This is a genomic window from Solwaraspora sp. WMMA2065 (genome assembly GCF_030345075.1).
GTDB lineage: Bacteria > Actinomycetota > Actinomycetes > Mycobacteriales > Micromonosporaceae > Micromonospora_E.
On sequence record NZ_CP128361.1, the window covers coordinates 4,593,017 to 4,611,827 of the forward strand.

Here is an 18,811-nt window from a genome sequence, read left to right on the forward strand (position 1 = left end):
GCCGCCATACCGGCGGACCGACCCTCGCCGGCCAGCGGAACGGCTCCCGACACGGTGTCGGGAGCCGCTCCGCGCGCCCGCGACTCCACAGGCATCCGAGTCCGGCACGACACATCCCGCCCCACGACCCGCCACCGCGTCGCACCAGCGATCGGCAGCAGACACGGGCCGCCGGGACCTCACCACCGGCGGCCAGCCGGCCCCATGACCACACCAGCCGCCGAACCCACCACGTCCCCTCACCGAACGGATCCAGCATGCCCGAGACCGCGACGCCCTTGCCCGAACCTCACCCCCGCGGCCACGTCGGCCCCCGGCTCCCCGCCCCGCCGCCCGGCCTCGACCCCGCCGACGACATCGACGGCGGCGCCACCGTGGCCGCGCCAGACGACGACAACGCCTCACCCGGGAAGAGCGGCGATCTCAGCGTCGGCGATCCGGCGCTGCGGAAGTCCCGACTACTGTCCAGGCAGTGCGCCACCTGCATCTTCCGGCCAGGCAACCCGATGCACCTCGCCGAAGGCCACCTACGTGACCTGGTAGCCAACGCACGCCGCAACGAGTCGTACATCATCTGCCACGACACCCTGCCCTACGCAGACCACGAGGCCGAGCCGGCGATCTGCCGGGGATTCGCCGACCGCTACCCGACCCAGACGCTCCAGGTGATTGGACGGCTCTTCGGCTTCCTACAGGTCGACCCGCCCGGCGAAGACGGGGCCGACGGCAGCGCCCCAGCGGCCAACGGAGGCCACCGGCCGGGCTGACTCCGGCTCGGCACCCCAGATCGCCACCGGTGGGCTGAGCAGGCAGACCGCTCAGCCCACCGGCCGCTCGTCGAGGAAGAAGCCGGTCCCTTTTTGCGTTTGTCGGCTCACCGCTGTCGACGCCAACGACGTCGCTCGTCTCCTGGGTGGCCCGGCCAGTGCGGTTCTCAAGTATCTGGTTGACCACCGTCCCGGGGAGCTGCTCGACGCCGAACCCGACCTCGTCGGCGCGGTCCTGATGTGGTGGGAGGTCTTGCACGGGAGGTTCGGCCGTGCGCGCACCCGCACCTGGATCGGCCTTGTCCGGGGTCCGTGCGTAAGGATCTGCCGCTAGCCGCCCGTTTTGAACGCGAGGGTGTACGGTGCGGCGCAGTGCTCCGGGGCGGAGGTGCGGTCGACGGTCGCCGGCTCTGGTGATGGCGCAGATGACGGGCGTCGCCCTGTCAGTAGACGTACTGGTCGCAGTCGAGCCACAGGTGGAGGTCAGCCAGTCGCCGCATCGTCTCGGCGGTGAGATGGAAAGCGGGTGTCGTCTCAGCGAGTGATCGGAGGCATCCTGATCGGCCGCGGTTCGCGCGACGGCCCATGTCCACCGGTTACTAATCGTGAGCAGCGGGCGTGCGTCGCCGGGCGACCGGCGCCGCAAGGTCCCCCAGCGCCACTCGGCCAAGCCTCTGCACATTTGGCGGCGTGCCTGGCTCTGCACCGGAACCCGTTCGCTGACAGCGTGGCTGCTTCCAGATCACGCCGCCCGGTCGGTGTCCGTGGGGGCGTCGACCGCGCACTGGCACCGTTGCGGTGTAGGCGACGCGCGGTCCGGTGGGCGGGGAACGGGCGTGTCCATGATCTGCTGGTCGATTGGGGATGGCGGGTCTTGAGCTGGGAAGGCGGGGCGCGCGGTGTCTGGTCTCGTTCGTGTGGTCGGCGGCCGTCGTGTGTGCTGCTCAGTCGGTGCTCCGGCTCGGGCGTCTCGTGGGATTCGGGTGCCGTCTTGTCTGGTCGCGTGGGATGCCGGGTTGGCGGGGGTAGTCGTGCGGGAGGTTCCGGTAGACGGATCGTAGCGATTTGCCGATCTTCTCGGCGAGCTGTTCCGGGGTAAGGTCCGGTTCTCTGTCCAGCCAGTAGGCGACCGCCTCGGCTGTCGTCCGGGGCGGGCCCGGTTCGTGGTGGGTGTCGGCGCTGGCAGTGTCCGGTTCGTCGTGGCGCTGGCGGTGGTTGTCGCCGTGGTCGTCGTCGGTGCTCCGGCCTGCTCGGTTCGGGGTGGTCTTTCCGTCCGTCGCCGCCGTGACCTGGGGTGCGGCGTCGTGGTTGCCGGCTGGGGGCGGGCCGCCGTCGACTGGTCCGGGGTCGTGGGCCTTGCGTCGTTCCGCCCCGCGCCGGCGGTCGTGTGTGGCGGCGGGTGGTGTGGCGTCGGATGCGCGAGGCGGGCCGGCGTGTTTCCGTTTGGTCCAGGGACGGCGGCTGGGTCGGTGGGTCGTGATGATCCGTTCTGGTGTGAGGTCGGCGGCGATGAGGGCGGTCAGTCCGGTGTAGTCGGCGGTGGCGGCGAGGCGTGTGGCGATTTCGTTGAGGTCGTACACGTGGACGGCGATGTCGGCGGTGGTGGTGTCGACGGCGGCGCGGATCTTGCGGTGCAGCACGGTGGCGATGGCGGCGTCGCGGCGTTCGCGGGTGATCGCGGCGCGGGCGGCGTCCAGGGACTCGTACAGGTCGAGGCCGTGGGTTTTGGCGAGGGTGTGTGCCCGGGCGGTGACGGCGGGGTGGCGTGCCCAGTGGTTGATCAGTTCGTAGGCGGGTGGGGTGGGTGGCAGGTCGCCGGTGGCGCGGAGCCGGTCGCGGCGCTGGTTTCCGGCGTGCATGAGCCAGACGAGGTAGCCGAGGGCGGACATGCCGGCGTAGAAGCCTGCGGCGAGGTGGTCGGGGTGGACGGTCCAGTTGAAGGTGACGGCGGCGGCGGCGATGGCGGCTGACAGTAGTCGGGGGCCGATCGCCCGTTCGCCGAGTCGGCGGCGGACGTCGGCGTTGGCCATCACCACGACGCCGCCGAGTTCGAGCGCGGCGACGGCGGGGACCGCGACGAGGGCTGGGATGTCGAGTGTGTCGACGGCTCCGGTGACCTGCCCGACGAGGGCGACGAGCAGGACCATGACGTAGAAGGCCAGGCGCAGGTGGGTGGTGCGTCGGACGGCGTCGGCGAGGTCGCGGTCGGTGGCGTCACGGCTGGTGGCGCGGGTTGATGTCGGGTGCTGGCCGGTCGCGGTGGTGGTGACGACGCGGGGGTGCCCGGATCCCGGGGTGGCGGCGGGTCGGGGGCGGACACCGTCGGTGGCGGGCTGGTGGGGTGGGGGTTCGTGGCGACCGGTGGAGGGTGTCGTCGGGCGGGTCATCGGTGTCCTCCGCGCGGGTCGGGTGCGGTGGGGCGGCGGCGGAGGTCGGTGGTGAGCTGGTCGGCCAGGGCGGTGGTGGTGTCGTCGGGTGTGGCGTCGATCTCGGCGAGGCGGCGGGTCAGGGTTCGGCGCAGGGTGCGGATCTGGTCGGGGTGGCCCAGGGCGGCGTGGACGCGCATCGCCTGCTGGTAGAGCGGTTCGGCGTAGGGGTCGTGGCGGATCGCGGCGTCGAGGACGGTGAGGGCCTCGGCCGGGTCGGGGGTCGCGGTGGCGAGGGTGAGGTGCGCGTCGAGGGCGCGGCGGCGGACGCCCTCACGGTGTGCCTCGATCCATTCGTAGTCGTGGCCGTCGGCGAGCGCGCCGCGGTAGGCGGCGACGGCGGTCCGGAGCGCGGTGAGCCGTTCGGCGGGGTCGGTGGTGTGGTCGGCGTCGCGCAGGGCGTCGCGCAGCCGCCACAGGTCGACGTCGAGGAGGGGCCGGTTCAGGGTGTAGCGGCTGGCCGCGTGGGTGAGGTGGTCGGCGGGCCCGCCGGTGCGGGCGAGGGTCTTCCGCAGGGTGGACACGTAGGTGTGGAGGCGGTGGGGTGCTCTGGAGCGGGGGGCGTCGGGGAGCAGGTCGTCGAGGATCGCGTCCTGGGTGGCGTCGCCGTCGTGGACAGCGAGGTAGACGAGCAGTTCGAAAGATTTCGCGCGCAGCGGTGTGGTGGTGTCCATGTCGACGATGCGGGCGTCGCCGAGCAGCCGCACGCTGACGTGGCCGCCGCCGGATGGTTCCGGTCGGGCGCCGCCGTGTCCTTCTGGCCGTGGGCCGGTGTCCGGGCGGTCGTCGGCGGGGTCCACCGGCCCGGCGTCCGCGGGCCCGGGGTGTGCGGGGGTGTGGGTGTCGGCGGTCGTGGCGTCAGCCGGCGCGGGGCCTGGGCTCGGGTCGGGCGGGCCGTCCGTGTCGCTGGGGTCCGCGGCCGAGGGTCGCGGATCGGTGGGTGCCCCGGTGACCGTGCGGATCAGGTCGATGGTGTCGGCGGTGGTGAGGACGGTCAGCCGGCCACCACCACCGTCGTCGCTGGTGGTGGTGCCGTCGGTGTCGACGGTGACGGTGCGGCCGTCGGGCCACGGGGTCAGCACGACGCCGTGGATGTCCAGGCGGTGGCCCTGGGCGAGGACCGCGGCGGTTCTGGTCGTCGCGTCGGCGGTGTCGTCGGCGATCAGTAGCAGGGGCGGTGGGGTGGGGTGGCCGCCGTGTCGCAGGTCGGCGACGGTGTCGGTGTCGTGCTGGTCGAGCAGCCGGCTGCGGGACATCAGCTGGGTCTCGAGGATCCGCAGGGCGGCGTCGAGGTTGGCGGTGAGGGTGAGGCGCGGCGCGTCGGGAAGGGCCCCGGCGTCGCCGAGCAGGGCCGCGGCGGTCGTGGACGGCATGACCACGTGGGTGGGCCCGGTGGTGAGGGCCGCGGTGAGCATGCCGCGGGCGGCGGCCGGCGCGCCGGGTCCGGTCAGGCCCAGCCCGCCCACTGGGGCCGTCGGGTCGGGGGCGTCGTCGGGGACGGTGCCGGTACGGTCGCCGGCGTCGGGGAGGTCCGGGTCGGGGATGGTCCGGTCCCGGGTGTCGCCGGCGCCGTGGGTGGTGGTGCCGGGACCGGCCGTATGGTGCAGGCTGCGGCGGATCTGGTGGATCATCCGGGGCAGAGCCGCCGGGTCCTCACCGTGCCGGCGGTGGCGGCGTCGGCGCGCCCAGACGGCCGTCGCCGTCGCGGCGAGGGCCACGGCGAGTCCGGCCTCGACCCAGCTTCCGTCGGGTAGCGCCACTCCGACGGGCCGCCGCCCGGTGTCGGTGGAGGTGGTGTCGCAGGTGCTGTCGGCTGGGGCGTCCGGCCGGGGGGTGTCGGCGGTGGGGTCTGCCTCGGGTGTGACCGTGGGGGTCGGTGGTTCGGGTGTCGGCGGGGTGTCCACCGCCGCCGGTGGTGGGGGCCGGTTGTCGTCGGGCGGTGCGGCCACGGTGGCGGGTAGGTCGAGGACCCAGCCGGGATGGATGAGGTCCGGGTCGGTGAGCGTGCCGCCGGTGGGGAACCGGGTGCCCCGGTTGAGGTCGTAGATGTCGGTCCAGCGGTCGTGGTCGCCGAGGCGCCGGTCCGCGATCGCGGACAGGGACTCGCCGCGTCTGACCGTGTGAGTGGACCGAGGTCCGTCGTCGGTGGTGGCGACGGTGGTGGGCGGGTCGGCCGTGCGGATGGTGTCCGCGACGGGTTGCGGGGGTGTGGCGGTGGTGGAGGCCGGGGTGGTGGCGTGGGCGGCCCCGGCGGTGGTGGCGGTGACGGCGGAGGCGCCGAGGACCGCGGCGGTCAGGCCCTGCAACGGGCGGGGCAGACGCAGGGGTGGCAGCCACCGGGCCAGCCTGGTCGCGGCGGCGCACAGCCGCGCCGCGACGGCGGTCGCGATCACCGCCCACACCAGCCATGCGCCGGCCAGCCCGAGCGCGGCGAGGAACCCCGGGGTGAGGGGCTGGTGGATCCACGCCCGCACCGCCGCCATGGACACCGGAGCGGTCGTCGTGACGCCGATGTGGACAAGGACGACGGGCAGCACGGCGACAGCGGCGGCCACGGCGGTGACCCGGACCACGGCACGGGGACGACACGGCACGGCGGCTCCTGTTCACGGGGCGCGGGACCGCCCGCGGCGTCGGCGGCGGCAACCGAACCAGGGCGGTCAACGGGGGATGCCATCGACGGTATGGCCGTGACCGGTCCGAAGACGCGGCCACGCGTCTGACAGCACCTCACACGACCTCACACCGGCTCACAACGCCAGCTCACACCACCGCCGCGCCGCCGGTCCCCGCGACGGCGGTAGGGGTCGATCTTCGTCGGCACCCCCGGGCGGCCCCGGGATGGTCAGGTCGCGGGGTCGAGGCCCGCCCCGGCCAGCCGGTCCTGGAAGGTGCGGAGCAGGCCGCGGGCGGTGTCCCCGTCGCCGAGCGCTGTCAACATGTGCGCCGCCCGCCGGTGCAGGTGTTCGTTGTAGGGGTCGACGCGGATCGCGGCCTCGAGCAGCGTCACCGCCTGACGCGGGTCGGTCTGCGTGTCGGCCAGCGCGACGTGGGCGTCGATCACGTCCCGGCGGACGATCTCCCTCGGTGTGTCGAGCCACGGCCAGGTGTACCCGTCGGCGAGGCACCCGCCGTACAGGTCGATCACCGCCTGCCACGCCGCCGGTCGGCCGGTCACCGCCGTCGTCGCCTGCCGCACAGCCCGACGCAGCCGCCACAGGTCCACGTCCAGGTCCGGGTGGAGCCGGTACCGGTCGTCGACGTGTTCCACCACGGTCACACCGCCGTCCCCGACCCCACCCGTAGCCTCCCGGATCGCTTTCCGCAGGTCACTGACGGTGGTGTAGAGGCGGCCGGTGACCCGGTGGGCCGGCGCCCCGGGCCAGATCGCCTCGACCAGTTCCCGGACCGTGCCGCCGCCGGGATGGACCGCGAGGAACACGAGGACCTGCAGCGCGGCGCTGCGACGCACCGTCACCGGCGTGTCCTGAACGGACAGGCCGACGCCGCCGAGAAGCCGCAGCCGCAGCGCCGCCACCCCCGACCGGCCACCGCTGTCCCGGTCTGCTGGCGGGCCGCCGCCGTCCGGGCCAGGGTCCGCCGGCCGCTCCCTGGCATCACCGGACGCCGGCGGCGCCGGCCCCGGCGCGAACGCGGCCTCCGTACCGTCGCCGGCAGTATCGGGTGGGCTGACCACCGCGAGGACGTCCCGGGCCGCCGCCACGTCCAGCACACACATCCGGCCCCGGACAGCGGGACCCTGCACCCGTCCCGACGTGTCCACCTCCCAGGCGCCGCCGGTCCGAGCCTGGCCCACCACGACCACGGCGACACCACCGGCCGCCGCCTCCGCGAGACGGTCATCGACAGGTCCGCGGGTGAGCAGCACCACCCGGTCGCCGCCGCCTACATTCCCGCCGGCCGGCGTCTGGCCGGCGGCCCGCGACGCGACAGCGACCGCGTCGGCGACCGTGGACGCCACCTGGACGCCCGCCACCGCCGGCGCTGCGGCACCCGCACCGAGGAACACCTCCAGGTCGGCCCGGGTCGTGACGACCCGCACCACCGCGGCGGGATCACGCAGCGACCGCACCGCCGCCGTGACCAGCACGCCACGGGCCGCGTCACCCGCGCCCGGCCCGGTCAGACCCACCCCACCGGCGGGAAACACCACACCGGCCGGCCCGTCGTCCTCCCGCCCATCCGCTGCCGTGCCGGCCCGACCGCCCGCCGCACCACCATCGGCGGCGGTTCGGGCTGCCGCGACCACCGCCGGCAGCGGCGCCAGATCATCGTCGCTGCGCCGCTGGCCGGGCACGACCGGCCGGTACGACCGGCGACGCCGCAGCCACAGCAACACCCCCGCCGCCGCCACCTGCTCCGCCGTGCCCCGCGGCAGCCAACCACCCGGAACCGTCACCCCCACCCGCTGATCAGCCGCCCGCCACCGCGGCACCTCACCGGCGCCGCCGACCTCGGCCGGCGCCGCCGACGGCTGATCCGTTACCCCACCCGGAACCGGCCCGGTGTTCGCGCCGAGCACCGCGACCCCCGCCAGCCCGGTGGCCGTCGCCTGCCACGGCGTCGGCAACCGCATCCGCCGCACCCACCCGGCGACCGCCCGCACTCGGACCAGCACCCGCAGTAGCACCACCGCGACGACCAGAAGCCACAACAGCCATCCCCCGGCCACCGCCGCCGCCGCGACCGTCCCCGACGTCAGCGGATCCGCCGCCCACCGCGCCAACCCCTCCCTGTCCGGCCAACCAGACCACGACCACCTCGTCAACCGCGCCAACCACAGCGCGGGTGCCACGACCAGCACCCCGACCACCACCACGGACACGACCCGCCGCGCCCACCCCACCGCCGATCACCCCACCCGGGCCGACGTCGGCACGACCCCGCTCACCCGGCCGCCACCGCCGGCGCAGCCCGCACGATCCGCGTCCACAACCGACGCAGCCACCACACCGCCACCGCCACCGCGAACACGGCCCCGAGAATGCCCGTCGCCCGCCAGCTCACGATCGCCGCGCCGATCACCGCCACCGGCGCCACCAGCACCAGCCGCAACACGACCGGACCCACCACCGCCACCACCACCGCCGCGCCCAGCAACCCGCCACCCACCCGACCCGCCAGATCGATCCACACCGCCATGCCCGGCGACCGGCCCGCCGACATCGAGTACTGCACCAACCACATACCCGCCCCCGCCGTCACCGCCGCGCCGTTCGGAAACGCCAGGAAATCCGCCCACCCACCCACCGGCGTCCGCCACCCCCGCGCCGCCACCACCGCCGCCGCCACCGCGCACACCGCCACCGGAGTCACCGGCAGCAGCGTCCACCGCAGGAACGGCCCCACCCCCACCTCCAGGTACAAACTCCCCACGATCGCGTACAACCCCGCCACCGCGACACCCAACGACAACCCCGCGAGAATCCCCGTACCGACCTGCCCACCCACCGACCCGACCCGCCCGCCCACCGGCCCCCGCGCCGCCGCCAACGCACCGAACACCGTGCCCGCGTTCAACCCCGCCACCACCACCAACACCGCCGCCAACGCCAACTCACCCCAGTTCACCAATACCGACCCGCTGAACAACGGACCCGCCCAGTCCACCGTCGACAAGCACTGGGTCACCAGGCCCAACGACACGAACCCCGGCACTGCCATCCCCACCACCCGCCGCACCGACGGAACCTTCGGCACCTCCACCACCGGCGACGCGCCCGACCCGGCGACACCCGCAGCTCCCCGCACCGCCGCCGTCACCGGATCCTCCACCACCACAGCCGGCACCGACACCGCCTCACCCACCGCGCGCGGCACCACCGGCACCAACGACGTGCCACCCGCACAGAACACGCCCGCCACATCACCGGGCAGCAGATCAGCCGCCGCGACCGCCTCCGCCGTCAACCGACCCACCCGCTCCGCCACCGGCCCCGCCACCCGCTCCAACAACACTCCATCCAGCACCACCCCACCCCCGGACGGCAACGGCACCGTCACCGCCGGCAGCCACGACAGCGACTCCTTCGCCGCCCGCACACCCACCCGCACCGACCACCCGCCCCCCGCCCCATCGGAAACGCCACCGTCGACACTGCCCAGCAACGCGTCAACCAGTCCACCGTCCAGCGCGTCACCACCCGCGTCCGGATCCGCCAACGTCGCCAGCACCTCGAACCCCGCCGAACCCCGCCGCAGCACCGACACCTCCGCCCCCGCACCCACGTCACACACCACCACGAACGCACCCACCGGCACCTGCGTACCCCCGGACACCACACGCTGCGCGACCGCGACCGGAGCCTCCACCAACGACGGCTGACCCAACCCCGCCCGATGCGCCGCCTGACGCATCCACAACCGCCGCCGAGGCCCCCACCCCGCCGGCACCACCAGACACACCTCACCCACCGACCCGCCCACCACCCGACCCGCCGCATCAGACACCCGCCGCAACAACGCAGCCATCACCTCGACCGACTCCACCGTCGTCTCACCCGCCGTCACCGGCCCGCCACCGGCCGCCGGTACTCCCACCAACCGGTCAGGAAACGCCGACGCGACCCGCCACGCCTCCCGCCCCGTCACCAACGACCCGTCCTCAGCCACCGCCACACCCGACAACACCGGCCCGCCATCAAACAGCACCGGCGTCCAACCACCCTCCGGGCCCGACACAACCCCCACCACACCAGCCCGACCAACATCGATACTCAGGCGCGTTCCCGCAGGCATACCAGCCAGTCAAACATGAATCACTTACTCACGTCACTCCACGCGTTGACCTCTCACCACGTCCGTCAGGTCCTGGAGCGGAAACTCCGAGCCGCGTGCTGACCCTTCTCTTGACCAGTCCCCAGAAACCAGCACGCGTCGCGATCGTCCGCCGACCCGAGCTGCTGATCACCGCGCTCACCGCCGGTGGCGTACTCCGCCTCGGACCCTCATCTTCGCTGTCGCCGCAGGCACCACGGGAATGAGAGACATCCCCTCGCCGCCCTGCTCGGCGCCGCCCTCGGCGCCGCCAGCTGGCCCGCCGCACCCCTCGGGGCGGTAGGGCCCCACCTGCTCGCTACACCCACACCGTCGCCCTGACCGTCACCACAGCCAGACCGCCGTGCCGCGACGCTGCGGGCGAGTTGCCATCCGCTTGCCGTGCGAACGCTGGTCGCAGTCGCCGAAGGGATCGACCGCGTCCGGGAGGCGGACGACCTTTGCCGGCACCATGAGGGCGCCAAACACAACCGACGACGGCGAGCGACACCCTCGACCGAGTTCAGCCACCCGTGGGCAGCCCCGCCAGGAGCCATCGACCTCTTTCGTCGCGGGTTCAGCTCAGCCATTACCGAGGCGGCGTGCCTCGGCCACCGCGTGATCAATACCGTACGTGGGCGACCTCGGCGTCCGGGGTGTGGAGTCGGCCGAGCACCGGCTCCACACCCGGATGCTCCACTGGGCTACTGGCGGAACACGGCCAGGGCTGTGGCGACCGCGGAGATCACCGCTGCCACGCCGCCAAGGACCGCAGCCACGTCACCCAGGTTGACACCCCGCCCACGGCGGGCCTTGCCGCGCGCCTTGGATCTTGGCCACCTACTTGCTAACTTCACGGTTCCCTTTCCTCTCTACACAACCGGGGGAAGGCACAGGGACGGCATCCGCTGCAACGGATGCCGTCCCGCACTACACGGCCACATGTTCGGCCGCCAGGATCAAACCACGAAGGACCATCGCCTTCTGTGATTTCCGAGGCCATTTCGGGCCACCCTGACCCCGCCTCACCATCGAGAAACACACCGCATCCAGGCCAGGCCAACAGCGATCGTCGCTGACCTGCGACTTCCCTTGCTGGCTGCAAGTTGCATTAGGCAAGACGAGGAAGATTCGCATAGCAAGATATCCGATCGAGACACGCCGATAGGATGCGAACACTTTGGCTGGCGATTCAAATATGATCAGCATTCACAAATGGGCATCGGCGCGGGAGATCCTCAACCTGTCTGCGGACGCAATACCACCCGTTTCCTCCGGTTGCCCCTCGCCGACACTCGCTGGCGTTCCGGACCGGAGCGCGACCCCGCCGATGTCGACGGTTCGTCGACCATCATCATGATCCGAGCCACCAACGGACGCAGCAGGTGCTCACAGCCCGCCGTCACGGCGCGCTCCCGGACCTCATCCAGCAGCGACTCCCAAAAATCGTCACTCGAACGTGCAGCGGCTACCCGCCGCGCCGCCCGATGCCTCCGGCTCCACGCGAGACCACGCGGCCGCGCCGGCGTGATCGCCGCCAGGTCGTAGACCACCCTCCTCAGCTGCAACAACCGCACCTCAAGTTCGGCGTACCGTCGCGCCAGCTCACCGACCTCAGCCCGAGCGGCGTCCACCACCAACTGGACATCCGCCCGCGCCTGACGCGCCATCCGGTCCCGCTCCCGCGCGGCCTCAACGCGGATCTGCTCAGCCTCCCGGACCGCCGCGGCCGACTCGACCCGCGCACAGCACACCGGTGGCCAGGCCACCAACGCCTCCGAGCTCAGAAACCGGTTCGACGCCAGCCTGCTGCTGGAAATCGACCAGACCACGATGCGGAGACGGTTGACCGACGTCGAACAGAGCGACGGCGTCTGCCGGGCCAATGACTCACTGGCCACCGCGATGGCCAGCTACCAGGCGTTCGTCGCGACCTGGCGGCGGCTCGGCGCTGTCCCTGTCGACGGTACGCAGGACCCCGACCAGGTATGCCAGGACCTGCTGATGGCAGCTGCATCCGCCGCACTCGGCCGCCACCGCTGATCACAACGCTACGGCGACTCTCCGCGTCCTGACGCACCATCAAAGCAAGGGGTAGTTCAGGGGACCAGCGGGCCAACGCCTTGAACCGGGTGATCGACGGAACACCCCCACGTGCGTGGGGAGGACTACCAGGACAGCAGACACGCAGATCTCATCGAAACACTTCACCGTCGCAGTGGTGAAGGGCGGGTTCTGGTGAGCGTGGCCGACGTAGGCGCCGCCCTGCGGGCCGTCATCGACGGCATCGAGCGTGAACGCCAGCGCGCCGCACGGGTGGCCGCTGCTCTCCAGAGCAGCCGCGACCGCCTTGCCGCGACGGTACGGGAGAGTCACCACCCGCTTACCATGCGGGCGCTGGACGCGGTCGCCGCGGCGACCGACCGTGTTCTCGGGAGGCCGACGACCTCGCCGCCCAGGCGGTGGAGGCGGCCAGGGGGTACGCCCGCGCGATGGGCATCGCCATCGCCGCCGCACACCGACGTCGGTCAGACAAGCGGACCGACCGCGACACCAGCCCCAGCCGAGGCGTCTCCACTCTCGCTATGGGTCGACGACGCCGGAGGCCGGCTGCCGCGCCGCCCCGGCGGCAAGGGCCCCACCCACGGACTGCTCTGCGACGGCGACGGAACACCGCTTACCGGAACCCCGCTCACCCAGTCAGGAGGGCTTCTCCGTAGCGGCGCGGCGCCCAGCGCCCGCGACGGACCCCGACCTGACTGGCATCCACTGGCGCAGGTCACCCGTGAGCACGTGGAGGCACACACGGCGGCGCTGCTACGCAAGCCCGGTGCGCCGAAGGACGCGGTCCTGGTGGTCAACAAACCGACCTGCGTCAGCCGAGGTGAGTACGTCGACTGCGACGAGGCGCTACCCGGTATGTTGCCCGAGGGCAGCCGACTGGCGGTCCACGTGTCCGATGGAGCGACCACCAGACCGTTGAAGGTCTACACCGGCACCAGGGGAAGGCATCGCGTCATGAGCTACACCGTCTCCTGGGACGGCCCCTCCGCCGAGGAGCCGCACCGCGGCAACGAGGTCGCGGTGTCAACGGTTGAGGAACTGGACCTGGTCCTCGACCGTGTCCACGCGCAAGCGGCCGCCGAGGACCTGCCCTACGCGGTCCAGGTCCACCGACCCGGCCGGCACGGCGCCATCATGATCGGCATCGGCCACCACGAACGGTCCTTCGTCGACTGGCTCGACCGCGGCCAACCCCACGGCAGCGACAACCGCTACGCCATCGACCCGGACCTGGACCCAGCCGCCGAGACGATCGCCTTCGACTTCTACGGAGACTGGAGCGAGGCGCCACCCGACCGCACCCGCATCAGCCCGCACCGCGCCCGCGAGTTCCTCCGCACCGGCCAGCAGCCGTCGCTCGACTGGACTACCGGCAGCCAGTGACGTACCAGGCCCTGACGTCGAAGGTGCTGCCGTCAGCTGCGGCGAGGTAGGCGTAGGCAGCAATGCCACCCTCGGCTGGGTGCTCAGCGGCGCGTCCGATCATCGCACTGATGCTGCCGGCCAAATCAGCATGGCCGGTGCGTAGGTTCCGAAGACCGTAGGCCGAGGGCTGTCGAGGTTTCGTGTCGAGGGTGTTCGACATCGCCGCTCTGGTGTTGGGTGGATGCGACCAATCTCAAGTGCTCCGCCGCCTTACCGCCGTCTGGGACCGTCGCGCACGGGCTCCGCGACATCCGAGACCGGCGGCTTGAACGGAGGTCTCGAGGTTGATCCAGGACTGGACAGCTGAAGACGGCGGGTCCTCCAGCCCCGGATCCCGCCCCACAGCTGACTACGGTCAGCTCACCAGGCACCATCGACGGTAGACGGGATGTTATCCAGTGGACGGGGCCAACCACGGCGGGAAGGACTCCGCGACCCTCGAACGACGACACCTGCAGGACGCGAAGCGTGCGCTCGGCCGGAAGCTGCGCGAGCTTCGTACGGCGCGCGGTCTCGTGCAGAAGGAGGTCGCGCGCTGGGTCTTCAGTACTCGCAGCACCGTGGCGAACGTGGAAGCCGGCCGGCAGGTGGCCGACCGGGTTTTCTGGCAGCAGTGCGACACGATCCTCAACGGTGGCGGTGGACTGCTCGACGCCTATGACGCCTACCGCCGGTTGGAAAAGCAGTACCAGACGCAGCGGTCCGAAGCGGCGTTGCGCGACCGGTGGGGTGCGGCGGCCGAGGCAGCCCTGGACCGCCCACCAGGCTCCAGTACCCTGTCGGTCCACCCGAGGCTAGCTCCCGTCGGACCGGCCGGCGGCGATCTCTTTTCGATGATCGCGGCGACGATCGGCGAACCGGCCCAGGACGCCAGAGCAGACCACACCATTCCCGCACCCCGTGGGCGGCATTTCCCCGGCGCGTCCGTCGAGGTGGAGATCTACCCGGCGACTGATGACGGCCGGATCGTCGCGACGATCCCCCGCACCGATGCCGGTAGGCAGCGGCGGCGGCATTCGCTGCAGCGTCGGATCGTCGCGGGGCGGGCCGTCACGTCTACCAGCGACGGGCTGTTCGGGCTGGACTCCCGGCAGGCGTGCCAGCGGCTGGTCGACACCGGCGACGATGTTCGTCTGCTCATTCCCCGCGCCTACCAGCTCGACGCCATCACCGCAGCGGTGCTGTGGGCTGTGGCCAACCTGGATCAGTCGCTCCTGCTCGACGACGCCCGCCTCGACACCACCCGGACCGCCGCAGCCGAATACAGCCGCCTCACCCGGTCCGCCGTCAGCGCAGACATCGGCGACGACCTGGACACCGTGTCACGGATGTGGCTCGGCTCGGCGTTCTGCGCCGACCACATCAGCCGCCAATGGGACCGGCTAACCGAGACCCCCACCTTCTGGACGCGGGAACAGACCGGTGAAGAAGCCAGCACCTGGCTGCTCTTCCGCCACAAGCTGCACTACCTGAAAGCGACCGCGACGCGGTCCGCCACCGGCTCCCAACGGCCGACAAGGATGTTCTGCGTCCCCCGATCCGCTGTGGAAACGTCCACCGAGTCGGAGCGGATACTCCTGCTGTTGGCGGTCGCGTTGATGGAATCCTTCGGCATCGACACCGCCGTCACCGACGAACCCGAGTACGGCACGCTACCCGGCCTCGTCCTCACCCCCCCCAGCGGGCGATCGTCGCCACCTGGCTCCGCGCGGACGGTGTGTGGCACGTCGACGTCACCGACCAGCACGCCGTCATCACCGAATACCGCGACGCCGCCGCACACGTACAGGCCCACTCGGTCATCGCCGGCGACACCCCCGGCACCCGCATGCGAGCCCTCGCCGACTACCTGAACCTGGACTGGACCCGCCTGCGCCACCGGAGCGCCGAACTCGGCGACCACGGCCTGGCCGGCATCGCCGAACCCCGCAGCCGCCTGCTCTGCCTCGACGGCGTCGACCGGGCGTGCCGCTTCGTCGGCTCCCTGCCGTAATAGGCTCCCGACACCACCACGAACACGCCCGTCCGTACGGAAGGAACCCGGTGTCCTCAACCCCGGCAACGCCCACGCCACGGGTGGTGGTATTCGGCCTCGGCGGCACCATCGCCATGACCAGCAGCACCGGCGGCAGTGCGGTCAGCCCCACCCTGACCGCCCAGCAACTCGTCGACGCCGTACCCGGACTCGCCGACGCCTCAATCGTGATCGACGTCGTCGACTTCCGCCGCCGACCCGGCGCGAGCCTCACCGTCGCCGACCTCACCGACCTGCACACCGCCGCGACGCACGCCCTGGCCGGCGGCGCGGCCGGTGTCGTCGTCACCCAGGGCACCGACACCATCGAGGAAACCGCCTACCTGCTCGACCTGCTCCACCACCGCCCCGAACCGATCGTGGTCACCGGCGCGATGCGTAACCCCACCCTCGCCGGAGCCGACGGCCCCGCGAACATCCTCGCCGCCATCCACACCGCCACCTCCCCAGCGGCGCGGAACCAGGGCTGCCTCGTCGCCTTCGCCGACGAGATCCACGCCGCACGATGGGTGACCAAGACCCACTCCACCAGCGGCGCCACCTTCCGCTCCCCGGACACCGGCCCCCTCGGCTACCTCCTCGAAGGCACAGTACGAATGCTGAACCGGGTGCCCCACCGGCTGACCATCCCCACCCCACGCCGGGCAGACACCGCCACCGTCGCCCTGCACACCGTCACCCTCGACGACAACCCCACGCTCCTCGACGCCATCGGCAGGCACTGCGACGGCCTCGTCATCGCCGGATTCGGCGTCGGCCACGTCCCCGAACCCCTCGTCGACACCCTCACCACCCTCGCCGGACGAATCCCCGTCGTCCTCGCCTCCCGCACCCCCGCCGGACCAACCCTCACCCGCACCTACGGCTTCCCCGGCTCCGAGCAGGACCTCATCGGTCGCGGTCTCATCCCCGCCGGCTGGCTCCACCCCTACAAGGCCCGCGTCCTGCTCCGCGCCCTCCTCGCCGCCGACACGAAACCACACGACATCACGGCTGCGGTCACCACAGCCGGCGGACTCACCGAACCCGCCGCCTGGCCCTGGACCACCACCAGTAACGACGACCGGTCGGTTGGGAGCCGTACAGATGCGTAGCCACGACCTGACCCCCGGCCGCATGATCGGCGTCGTCCTCGACCACGGCGACGACTTCTTCACCGCCCTCACCGACGCCTGCCGCACCCACAACCTCCGACAGGGCTACATCCCGATATTCATCGCCGGCCTCAGCACGGCGAGGATCGTCGGCACCTGCCAACGCCTCGACAACCCCGCCGCCCCCGTCTGGTCACACGTCGACCTCACCAACATCGAAGCCCTCGGCGGCGGCACCATCGCCTGGGACGACACCACCGGGACCATCACCCCGCACATCCACCTCACCGTCGGACTCAAGGAACACAGCGCCACCGCCCACACCAGCCACCTCCTCGACGCCACCGTCCAGTTCCTCACCGAAATGCTCATCGTCGAAGTCACCGCACCGACCATGCACCGGCTACCGAACCCCGACCTGTACGACGTACCGCAACTGCACTTCGGACAGACAGGGCACGGCAGCTGATCGAGCATGACCCAAGGTCGCTGGTCGGGTCTGTAAGAACAACGGCCTGTCTCACATCCGGTGGTGACGGACTGTGTTGCTATCCGAGGAGGATGCGTGGCAGGACTACCCCCGGCGACCAGGGATCGCGCGCGAACCGACACGACGGAAGCCGAGCCCCGCAGACCTCAGGCACTAACCAAATGACCGAAGTCAGGCTTGACGTAGGACATCTGCCGGCAGTGGAACGAAGGTCCCTCCTTCGCGCTCTCGACATCGCGGAGTCGGTGCTAGAGCTGACCGGCCCGCGCCCCACCAGATTGGTCAGCAAAATCTTGGCCGGTCCGCTGTCGCAGTTAGAACGATTTGCGGTGCGCCCAGTCACTCACTCGAAGGTACAGTGCGCTCCGTCAGCATTCTCAGCACCTTTTCGGCGTTGGCCAACGGGTAGGCAGCCCAGTGGTGAGCTAGTGCAACTGGTATTAGTGCGTCGTCATAAAGGCGCGTTCCAATATTGTCGAGCAAATCGAGCGTCCTGGCAAGTGCTGGGAATCGAGAAAAATCACTGTAGTCTGTCTCGCCATAGCCGTAAGCCAGCTCGGTTTCTGGAACTACCGTGATAACGAGCAATTGTCCGTCGCCGGAGTGGTAGAAAAGCTTCCGGCCAAAGTAGGTCTCGGCGAGACTGCGGACGCGAAGCCTCTCGGTCATATAAGCGTCATCCAGCCGCATGAGATGTCGTCGTTCAACAAAGCGTCGTATCCCATGGAAATGCTCTACCGGGTACCCGCTCTTAGCCACCCCGATGATGGTGGGCGGTTGGTGTCCTCGGAGACGAGAGCGCCGTATTATTTCTTGCCAGCAGCCTCGAAGTCCGTGCTGGAATCGAGCTGGCTCGCCAAAAAGTGCCAGATCGCCGTCACAAATAAAGGCTGTTTGTTGAAGCATGCGAGGCGACATGGCCTCGATGCCCAATGCAACGCCTATGAGCACAAGATGTTCGACGATCTGACTTGTGCGGTTCAAAACCTGCTTGTTGCTATCGTCGGAACTAAACTGCTCCCAAATTCGTAGCGCGTCTGTCGGCCACAAGGCGGTGCTACACGAACTGCACCTACTTATGGTCAGGCCGGGAATCGGGGACCCTTGATAGCCACGCGGGGGCTCGCTGAGCGCACATTCCCGGTTGGGGCACTTGGTCAGGAGGAGGTTGCCTCTTTCGGCCGCAGCAGCCTCATGAGGCCGGGCGAAGCGTTGCGTCTCCAGCAGCAGTTCAAGGAGTGACCGTTTCTGGATTACCGTATCGGCGAACAGTTCGAAAAATTCCGCTCGGAATGCCTCGTTTGGATCGTCGTAAGTCTCGTGTTCCAGGAAAGAGCCGGGCAGGAATCCTGATACGACAGACGACTCCGTAGCGTCGGCGAGTCGAGCCGGATCAACGAATGGTCCAGCCTGTTCGAGCATCTGCCGAAGATCAATGAAGACGCCGGCGATCTGCATATAGAGCACCCGCGTGGAAGGGTACCGGTCATATGCCTCTTGATCTTCATGCCCTGATCCGTCTACGCAGACTACATACTTGATATCAGGGCTGTGGGTCTGTCCCAGTGAGTCGACATCGACGATCCGATCTACAATCATGGACTTGTTGAAAGAATCTTCCGGCTTACGGTAGCGCGCAAGCCGCTCGGCAATGACAGGGTTGCTTGACGTTGGCAGATGACCGAGCCGCGAGGCCATCTCGTAGCGCACGCCACCGAGTGGCGACCGGGAAA

General features: G+C 70.7%; 13 protein-coding genes. 7 read left to right on the forward strand and 6 right to left on the reverse strand.

Going from position 1 to position 18,811, the window contains the following annotated elements; all coding sequences use genetic code 11:
- Positions 1 to 257: 257 nt before the first annotated feature.
- Positions 258 to 767, forward strand: a complete 510-nt coding sequence (locus O7610_RS20915; RefSeq protein WP_289211656.1) for a hypothetical protein — start codon at positions 258 to 260, stop codon at positions 765 to 767.
- Between the two features lie 944 nt (positions 768 to 1,711).
- Here O7610_RS20915 and O7610_RS20920 read toward each other — a convergent pair.
- From O7610_RS20920 to O7610_RS20940, 5 genes are all read right to left on the reverse strand, one after another.
- The gene (locus O7610_RS20920) at positions 1,712 to 3,154 is read right to left on the reverse strand and encodes a hypothetical protein (protein ID WP_289211657.1); all 1,443 of its coding nucleotides are present in this window, start codon (positions 3,152 to 3,154) and stop codon (positions 1,712 to 1,714) included.
- Positions 3,151 to 5,787 carry an AfsR/SARP family transcriptional regulator gene (locus O7610_RS20925; protein WP_289211658.1) on the reverse strand — a complete coding sequence of 879 codons (2,637 nt, stop codon included), beginning with the start codon at positions 5,785 to 5,787 and terminating at the stop codon, positions 3,151 to 3,153. The genes O7610_RS20920 and O7610_RS20925 overlap by 4 nt, the downstream gene beginning before the upstream one ends.
- Before the next feature lie 251 nt (positions 5,788 to 6,038).
- Positions 6,039 to 8,060, reverse strand: a complete 2,022-nt coding sequence (locus O7610_RS20930) for an AfsR/SARP family transcriptional regulator (protein WP_289211659.1) — start codon at positions 8,058 to 8,060, stop codon at positions 6,039 to 6,041.
- A 41-nt stretch (positions 8,061 to 8,101) separates the two neighbouring features.
- Positions 8,102 to 9,826, reverse strand: a complete 1,725-nt coding sequence (locus O7610_RS20935) for an Hsp70 family protein (RefSeq protein WP_289211660.1) — start codon at positions 9,824 to 9,826, stop codon at positions 8,102 to 8,104.
- 1,382 nt (positions 9,827 to 11,208) lie between these two features.
- The gene (locus O7610_RS20940) at positions 11,209 to 11,739 is read right to left on the reverse strand and encodes a hypothetical protein (RefSeq protein WP_289211661.1); all 531 of its coding nucleotides are present in this window, start codon (positions 11,737 to 11,739) and stop codon (positions 11,209 to 11,211) included.
- Between the two features lie 64 nt (positions 11,740 to 11,803).
- Here O7610_RS20940 and O7610_RS20945 point away from each other — a divergent pair, with 64 nt between their 5' ends.
- The 6 genes from O7610_RS20945 (at position 11,804) to O7610_RS20970 (ending at position 17,057) form a co-directional block, all read left to right on the forward strand.
- Entirely contained in the window at positions 11,804 to 12,013 is a 210-nt protein-coding gene (locus O7610_RS20945; protein ID WP_289211662.1) for a hypothetical protein, read from the forward strand.
- A 345-nt stretch (positions 12,014 to 12,358) separates the two neighbouring features.
- Positions 12,359 to 13,417 (forward strand): Imm1 family immunity protein, encoded by a 1,059-nt coding sequence (locus O7610_RS20950; protein WP_289213656.1) that lies wholly within the window; start codon positions 12,359 to 12,361, stop codon positions 13,415 to 13,417.
- A gap of 440 nt (positions 13,418 to 13,857) precedes the next feature.
- Positions 13,858 to 15,312, forward strand: coding sequence for a helix-turn-helix transcriptional regulator (locus O7610_RS20955; RefSeq protein WP_289211663.1), 1,455 nt, complete (start codon positions 13,858 to 13,860; stop codon positions 15,310 to 15,312).
- Positions 15,288 to 15,452 carry a hypothetical protein gene (locus O7610_RS20960; RefSeq protein ID WP_289211664.1) on the forward strand — a complete coding sequence of 55 codons (165 nt, stop codon included), beginning with the start codon at positions 15,288 to 15,290 and terminating at the stop codon, positions 15,450 to 15,452. Before O7610_RS20955 ends, O7610_RS20960 begins: the two co-directional genes overlap by 25 nt.
- Positions 15,453 to 15,535: 83 nt before the next feature.
- A complete protein-coding gene (locus tag O7610_RS20965) occupies positions 15,536 to 16,588 on the forward strand; it encodes an asparaginase (RefSeq protein ID WP_289213657.1) in 1,053 nt (350 codons plus the stop codon).
- Positions 16,581 to 17,057: a PPC domain-containing DNA-binding protein gene (locus O7610_RS20970; RefSeq protein WP_289211665.1), complete on the forward strand. Its 477-nt coding sequence runs from the start codon at positions 16,581 to 16,583 to the stop codon at positions 17,055 to 17,057. Before O7610_RS20965 ends, O7610_RS20970 begins: the two co-directional genes overlap by 8 nt.
- A 360-nt stretch (positions 17,058 to 17,417) precedes the next feature.
- Here O7610_RS20970 and O7610_RS20975 read toward each other — a convergent pair whose 3' ends face one another.
- Positions 17,418 to 18,788, reverse strand: a complete 1,371-nt coding sequence (locus O7610_RS20975; protein ID WP_289211666.1) for a hypothetical protein — start codon at positions 18,786 to 18,788, stop codon at positions 17,418 to 17,420.
- Between the last annotated feature and the right edge of the window lie 23 nt (positions 18,789 to 18,811).